This is a genomic window from Cupriavidus sp. FW305-26, from assembly GCF_058787975.1.
Map to the genome: position 1 here is coordinate 63349 of NZ_JBYTAH010000038.1, position 7670 is coordinate 71018.

6 protein-coding genes are annotated in these 7670 nt (G+C 63.0%); 1 reads left to right on the forward strand and 5 read right to left on the reverse strand.

Annotated elements, in window-relative coordinates; all coding sequences use genetic code 11:
- Window positions 1-36: 36 nt before the first annotated feature.
- From AC3WQZ_RS20445 to AC3WQZ_RS20460, 4 genes are all read right to left on the reverse strand, one after another.
- Window positions 37-1077, reverse strand: a complete 1041-nt coding sequence (locus AC3WQZ_RS20445) for an isocitrate/isopropylmalate dehydrogenase family protein (protein WP_010809741.1) — start codon at window positions 1075-1077, stop codon at window positions 37-39.
- A gap of 326 nt (window positions 1078-1403) precedes the next feature.
- The gene (locus tag AC3WQZ_RS20450) at window positions 1404-2936 is read right to left on the reverse strand and encodes a CYTH and CHAD domain-containing protein (protein WP_492301157.1); all 1533 of its coding nucleotides are present in this window, start codon (window positions 2934-2936) and stop codon (window positions 1404-1406) included.
- The gene (locus AC3WQZ_RS20455) at window positions 2937-3167 is read right to left on the reverse strand and encodes a hypothetical protein (RefSeq protein WP_010809743.1); all 231 of its coding nucleotides are present in this window, start codon (window positions 3165-3167) and stop codon (window positions 2937-2939) included.
- An 84-nt stretch (window positions 3168-3251) separates the two neighbouring features.
- Complete coding sequence (locus AC3WQZ_RS20460) at window positions 3252-3581, reverse strand: hypothetical protein (RefSeq protein ID WP_011616955.1); 330 nt, start codon at window positions 3579-3581, stop codon at window positions 3252-3254.
- 153 nt (window positions 3582-3734) lie between these two features.
- Between AC3WQZ_RS20460 and ppk1 the strand changes: the two genes are divergently transcribed.
- Window positions 3735-5870, forward strand: a complete 2136-nt coding sequence (gene ppk1 / locus AC3WQZ_RS20465; protein WP_011616956.1) for a polyphosphate kinase 1 — start codon at window positions 3735-3737, stop codon at window positions 5868-5870.
- A gap of 56 nt (window positions 5871-5926) precedes the next feature.
- Here the strand turns inward: ppk1 and AC3WQZ_RS20470 are convergent, their stop codons facing one another.
- Window positions 5927-6961 carry an endonuclease/exonuclease/phosphatase family protein gene (locus AC3WQZ_RS20470; RefSeq protein WP_492301159.1) on the reverse strand — a complete coding sequence of 345 codons (1035 nt, stop codon included), beginning with the start codon at window positions 6959-6961 and terminating at the stop codon, window positions 5927-5929.
- Window positions 6962-7670 lie beyond the last annotated feature (709 nt).

Here is a 7670-nt window from a genome sequence, read left to right on the forward strand (position 1 = left end):
TTGCGCGCTGGCCCGGGCGGGCCGCGCAGGCGCGGCTCAGCTGGCGGAAGCGATGCGTTTCACTACCGCGTCCGCGAACTGCAGCGTGGTGGCCGTGCCGTGGAGGTCGCCGGTCTTCACCTGGTCCTGGACCAGCGTCAGCTCGATGGCCGTGCGCAGGCGCGTGGCCAGGTCCTGCCGGCCCACGTGGTCGAGCATCAGGCCGGCGGCCAGCATCAGCGAGATCGGGTTGGCAATGCCTTTGCCGGCGATGTCTGGCGCCGAGCCGTGCACGGCCTCGAAGATCGCGGCCTGGTCGCCGATGTTGGCGCCCGGCGCCATGCCAAGCCCGCCAACCAGGCCGGCGATCTGGTCCGACAGGATGTCGCCGAACAGGTTGGTACAGAGCAGCATGTCGAAGCGCCACGGGTTGAGCACGAGCTGCATGGCGCAGGCGTCGACAATGATGTCGTCCATGTCCACGCGGCCCGCGTAGTCCCTGGCGACCTCGCGCGCCGCTTCCAGGAAGATGCCGGTGAGCGCCTTCAGGATATTGGCCTTGTGCACCACCGTGATCTTCTTGCGGCCGTTCCTGACGGCGTACTCGAAGGCGAAGCGGGCAATGCGCCGGCACGCGTCGCGCGTGTTGGTGCCGGTGGACACCGCCACCGCATGCGGGTCGTCGCCAACCGGGATGTAGTAGTCATGGGCCACATAGAAGCCGCCGACGTTCTCGCGCACCAGCACCAGGTCGATATTCTCGAAGCGGCCCGGCACCAGCGTGCGGGCAGGGCGCACGTTGGCATAGAGGTTGAACGCCTCGCGCAGGCGCACATTGACCGAGCGGAAGCCACCGCCCACCGGCGTGGTCAGCGGCCCCTTCAGGGCCAGGCCGGTGCGGCCGATGCTGTCCAGCGTGTCTTGCGGCAGGGGATCGCCGCTGTATTCGACGCCGGCCATCCCCGCGCGCCGGATATCCCAGGCAAACGGGGCGCCCAGCGCTTCCAGCACCCTGACGGTGGCGTCCACTACTTCGGGACCGATCCCGTCGCCTGGGATCAGCGTGGCCGGGATCTGTTCGCGTGCACCGTTTTCCATTTGCGTTCCTGTCGTGAATTGAGCGTTTCGCTGGCCGGCCAGGGCGCCGGGCCAGGGAGGCTGTGTTTCTCGTCGCCGGGGGGCGCCGGTTGCGGATTCCGGCGTTTGCCGCCGGTCCGGATGACCAGGGGCCCGATTCTAGGCGGGGAAGGCTGTCAGGAAACTGTCAATGTGCCGGCTATGTCATTGGGGTTTACGCGGAGGGCGACGAACCCTGCTGACGGAGAACGACCGACGAATCGGGGCCGGCGACAGTGAAAGCATCGCCGGTGCAGTGCGCCAGGACTGGCCGCGACGATGAACGTGCACTGACGCCCGGAGCCGCGCTAAGCGGGCAGGCGTGCCGCCTTGAATTGTTTCCAGAGGCAGCGCAGCGGCTGCCGGTCAATGCTGACAGCCCTTGCGATATAGCCGCGCGCATAGCCACAGCCAATGGCAAGCTGCTGCCGCTCTGTCGCCAGGCGCAGCAACAATCCCTCTGCAACCGCCATATCATTGCGCCATCCCAGGTCATCCTGCAGGCGCGACAGTTGCCGGCGATAGCGGCGCACCTTATTCGCGGCAAACAAGGATTCAAAGAACTCGGTCGCGTAGCGCAGCTTCTTTGCGGCGATACGCGCACGATGGCGCCGCTGCTCATCGAGCTTTGCCATGCCCCGCCCCCGCTTGAGCAGCCTGCGTTGCCGTTTGCGCAGCGTGGCCAGCGCGAAGTCCCTGGCGGGTCCCGTGAGTGCCGCGCGCTGCGCCTCGTCAAGGCCATGGCGCCAGTCCGCGCTGCCCAGCCAATGGCTCAGCGTCAGGATCAGCCGGGTGTAACGATCGGAATTCACGGCCTGGGCCGCGCGTTGCCGCGCATCGGCTGCGACTGCCTTCGCCGCGGCAAGCACCGCGCCCGCGCCCACGTCCTCCGGCGCCCCATCGAATGCGTCACGCAAGGTGGTGTTGGCAAGCACTTCCCAGTCACGTGCGGGGCCCAGTTCATCGGCAATCCATTTGAGGTCCGATTGCAGTGCCGGCGGGCAGGCCAGCAGCGGCTCGAAGATATCAAGCGCGGAGCGCAGGCGACGCAGGCCGACACGCATCTGGTGCACGCTCTCCGGATTGGAGCCATTGACCACGCCGCGTTCGTTCCCCGAGATTTGCGCCAGGCAGCTCTCGGCAATGCACTGAAACACGGCTTCAGCCGACCCTGCTTCGGCCAGTCTGAGGGGCTCCGCCCGTACCGCTTCATTGGCCTCGTCAGCGACCAGCGCATAGCCACGGTCGCCTTTGCTGGCGCGGCTCAGGCGCATTGGCACTGCGTCGAGCAGCCGCAGGGCAAACGCTGACAGATGGGCGGGCTCACCGGCCTGGATCTCCATCTCAAGCTCGCGGATCGGCTCCGTGGCGTCGTTCGCGCGGACAACGCCGCGATCGACCGCCAGTTCGACCTCGTCCCCCTGTGGCAAGCGCAACAGCAGCACCGTGCGCCGGACATCCGTGATGAAGATCGGCTTGAGCCGTTCCGCCAGGTCGCCTTCACGCAGCAGCGTCCCCAGCGCAGTGCCCTCGGGCAATTTGTCTCGCAGTGCACCAAGATCTGGCGTATTTCCGGGAACTGCCGACTCAAACTCTTCCCGCTCGTAAAGCGCCCCATGCTGCGTGCCCCAGGTCTTCAACGTCTGTACATAATGTTCACCTGCTTGCCGCACGCGCAGCGAGGCGTGCATACGCCGAAAAGCAAGATCCGACGTATCGAAATACGTGCTCACGAGCCTGTCTTCGTGCGGCGGCTCCACGCAGCAGGACGACACCAGGGGCAAGCCGATCAGCCCTTCGGCCTGGTCCTGCAGAAACTCGAGCTTGAGTTCGCGCTCCATTTATCCGAGCTTTGCCGTGCCCTCGAATTTTTCGAATACCCTGGCCTGGACTGCGTTCATCACTGCAAGGATCTCGTCACTGGCAGGGCCGCTGGTCGTCACCCCGGTGGCGTTCTTCGGCTTCGAGCCGCACGGGTCGAAGACAAAGAGCGTATCGAACTTTCCGGACGATTCTTTCTTCAGGCGCCGGTTGAGTGCTTTCAGGTATCGCTTCTTGTCAGTCTTTGACATAGGTTCCAAGGTTATCTGCGGTGGCAATAACGACCCAGGTCATTGAACCATCTGCTTAATGAATTCACTTCACCAGGCAGCCTGCTAGTGCGACTGGCTAGCATTCGACTCCCCGCCGGGGAAGGGGCTTTCGTGCTCCCGCAACTTCTGCAGCGATCGGGTCAGCCTGGCGCCGTGCTTGCGGTCCGCGGCCAGCAGCAGGGCCTCTATGCCGTCGTCCAGGCCCGCCAGCTCGCGGTCACCCGGTAGCCTGGTCGCTTTCATCTGCTGCAATTCGTTGGCAATGCGCTTGCCCAGCTTGCGCACAAACTCCGGGTCAAGGTGACCTTGCGCTGCAGCACCTCCAATATGCTCGATCAAGCGCATCAGACCTTCGGGGGTGGTCTCGGTCGCAGATGGTATTTCGTGTGTCATTGGCGGCTCCAGTGGGCGCGTCAGATCATTTTACGCAGCGAATGCTCGTAAGATGGTACGTATTTCGCGGGACCAGTGCGATCAGATTCGCCTCGATATGCGCAATACGCCAGCTAGAATCGGGAAGGATTCCCCCGCACCGACATTCCAATCATGAAACCCGAATCCGATCCCATGCAGAATGCGCCGCCAATTGACGCGGAGGAGGGGCGCCTCGGCACCCCGGTCGACCCGGATGGCCTGCTGAATGGCAATGAGCTCTATATCAACCGCGAACTCAGCCAGCTGGAGTTCTTCGGCCGCGTGCTGGAGCAGGCCGCCGATCCCGCGGTGCCGCTGCTTGAGCGCCTGCGTGCCCTGTGTACCTTCAGCAGCAATCTGGATGAGTTCTACGAGATCCGCGTGGCCGGCCTGAAGGAGCAGTGCTTGCTTCAGTCTCCGGTGGTCGGCCCGGACGGGCTGACGCCGCAGGCGGTCTATGCCAGGGTCAACCAACGGGTCCGGGAACTGGTCGATCAGCAGTACCGCCTGTTCAATGACATGCTGATTCCGGCCATGGCCGAGCAGCAGATCCGCTTCTTGCGGCGGCCCTCGTGGAACCTCGCGCAGGCGGAATGGATCCGGGAGTTCTTCTTCGCCGAACTGATGCCAGTCCTGACGCCGATCGGCCTGGACCCGGCGCATCCGTTTCCACGGGTGCTCAACAAAAGCCTGAATTTCGCCGTTGAACTCGAGGGCAAGGATGCGTTCGGGCGCAACTCCGGCTATGCGATCGTGCAGGCGCCACGAGCGTTGCCGCGGGTGATCGCCCTGCCACCGGAGATCGCCGGATGCGAGCATGGCTTTGTGTTCCTTTCTTCCATCCTGCATGCCCACGTCGGCGAGCTGTTCAGTGGCATGACCGTGCGCGGCTGCTATCAGTTCCGCGTGACCCGCAACAGCGAACTGTTCGTGGACGAGGAAGAGGTCAAGAACCTGCGCGAGGCGCTGCAAGGCGAACTGCCGCACCGTCATTATGGTGATGCGGTCCGGCTGGAAGTGGCTGACAACTGCACGCCGGCAATGACTGGGTTCCTGCAGCAGCAGTTCGGCCTGGCGGCAAGCGAGGTGTTCTCCGTCAACGGACCGGTCAACCTGGTTCGCCTGATGCAGGTGCCAGATCAGGTGGACCGGCCGGAACTGAAGTACCTGCCTTTCCGGGCCGGCCTGCCGAAGGTGCTGCACGAGCATTCCGATATCTTCCGCGCCATTCGCGAGGGCGACATCCTGCTGCATCACCCGTTCCAGTCGTTCACACCGGTGGTGGACTTTGTCAGGCAGGCGGCACAGGACCCCGATGTGGTGGCAATCAGCCAGACGGTGTATCGGGCCGGGCACGACTCGGTCCTGCTCTCGGCACTGATTGAGGCCGCGCGCAACGGCAAGGAAGTCACCGTCGTGGTGGAACTGCTGGCCCGCTTCGATGAGGAGGCCAATATCGGTTGGGCAACGCAACTGGAGGAAGTCGGCGCGCATGTCATCTATGGGGTCGTCGGCTTCAAGGCGCACGCCAAGATGGTGATGGTATTGCGACGCGAGGGTGGGAAGCTCCGGCGCTATGTGCATCTCGGAACCGGGAACTATCACCACCAGACCACGCGCACCTATACGGATTTTGGATTGCTCACCTGCAATGAGTCGCTGACGCAGGATGTGGCGCAAGTGTTCAGCCAGCTGACTGGTCGTGGCCAGACCCATTGCATGACCCATATCTGGCAATCGCCCTTCACCTTGAAGACGGGGTTGCTTGAAGCGATCCGGCGCGAAGCCGGGCACGCCAGGGCCGGTCGCAAGGGATGGATCGTGGTCAAGATGAATGCGCTGCTGGAACCCGACCTGATTCAGGCGCTGTACGACGCCTCACGCGACGGAGTCCGTATCGACCTGATCATCCGGGGCGCCTGTGCGCTGCGCCCCGGCGTTGCCGGCCTGTCGGAGAACATTACGGTGAAATCCGTCATGGGCCGGTTTCTCGAGCACTCGCGCATCTTTTATTTTCACGATGGCGGGGCGGAAAAGGTCATGCTATCCAGCGGTGAATGGATGGAGCGAAGCCTGTCCCGGCGGATCGAGATCTGCTTTCCCATCCTTGATGCCGGGTTGAAAGAGCGCGTTATCGCGGAAGGGCTGAAACCGTACCTGGCAGACCGGCGTGACACCTGGCAGATGGCGCCGGACGGAACATACGAGCGTCAGGGCTCGCGTGACGGCGAGGGCGCGCAGAATATCCTGCTGTCGGCGTTGACGTGAGCCCTGCATAAGGGCCACGCTGGCGCGGCACCGCGCCTGCGTGGCCGTGCCGCTGCTCAACCGAGATCGTCCTGGATCGGCCGGTGTCTGAACACCGCGCGGATGATGCCATGGTCGTTGGTGCCCAGGCCCTTGTGATCGCTAAAGTTCAGGTGATCGTTGTTGATAATGAGCCCGTCGAACAGCCAGCGGCGCCGCTTGCTGTTGTCATATAGCTGCTCGCTGACCAGGATGTGATCAAGCGATTCGCGAAAATCCTGGAAGACATGGGTGTAGTAGACATCGCGCGTGTCCCGGTATTCCTGCAATGTCTGCGCGGTATAGAGCGCAATATCGCCACCACCGACCGAGTCACCCACCAGATAGGCAGGCTGCTCGGTCAGGATATTGGCGGTATTGCTCAGTTGGCCGTCGTTGATATCGCCCATCACCACCACTGCGGTGTTGTTGCCTTTCATGCTGTCGGTCAGCATGAAGCGCAGCGCGGCCGCTTCGGCGGTACGCCGGATCGTCGACAACGCAGCGCCGACGGCTTTGGCATGTTTCGCGTAGATTTCCTTTTCATACGAGGCCTCGCCATCGATCCGGGTCGGCTGCTTCGACTTGAAATGGCATACGTACATGTGCATGGCAGGCTCATCCTCGCGCGGCCGGATGGTGAAATGCAGGACCGGCCGGGAAAAGCCGCGAATACTGACGCTGATCTGCGGTGTCTGCGGATCGTCTCCCTTCGATTTCAGCACGAATTTCTCGGGAAAATCGGCGATCCACTCGGCCTCGCCTGCGAGCAATCCGCGGCGGACGATGGCTGCGCACACAATGCCCTTGCCATTGGCGTTGTCCGGCACCAGCACGTCATAGGCATCGGCCAGGCCGGCGGCCTCGACTGCCGCGAGCAGCGCGTCGCCATGCCACAGCTCCTGGAATCCGACCACGTCGGCGTCGATCAGCTTCAGCTGGCTCGCCGTCCAGGCGATCTTGCGCTCGTATTCCTGCTCGCTCCAGCCGTTGCGGTCGGTATAGAGAGGCAGGCCCGGCACATTCAGGTTGTACAGGTTGAACGTCGCGATACTTAGTGTCTTCAGGTTCATGGCGGACTCTCCGTTGGCGCATGCGCGAATCGCCCCCGGAGTTCAGCAAGCCTTGCGCCCGGTGTCTATCTCGTTTCGATGACAATCGCCGGGCCACGCGAGGATACCCGCGGGTCGACATCTCACAGCCCGATCGTGCCGAGTGGGTATTCGGACAGTGGCCTGCCTTCACCATTAATTTTCTGTCGCCCATGACGTTTCATTTGCTATACATACTTTTTCCGACTGCTCTGGCGGCCTGTCTAATACTTCCTCGCTAAGCCGTTCAGCTCGCGCCGGCATTCCACTCCAGTGGCGATTGGCGGCATTTTCGGGGCGCTGGAAAACAGTGTCCGCGGTGGCTGCCGGAGCCTCCGGAAGCCACTTTCCATGGCCGGAAATGCCTTGTCCTGCAAGGCTTCGCGGGAATTACGCAGCCCCGCGGCGACTGTACCCCGTGAATAGTGCCGAGCGCTCCGGCATTATCCCGCGCGGGCATTTTCATCCGCGCTGCGGGACGCCATTTCGCATAACCGAAGCTCGTCCATAGAGCCGATTTTCCATTCCGATTCCGCCAGCTAGATTGACCTCATCGTTGGCGCTTGCCAAGGCTGACGAATTCTATGTGCTCAAAAGCCAGGGAAAGGGGTCCATCCATGAAACGCATCCATTTGAAACTTGTGGCTTTGCCGCTCGCCTGTCTGGTCATCACGGCCGCCGGTTGCGGGGG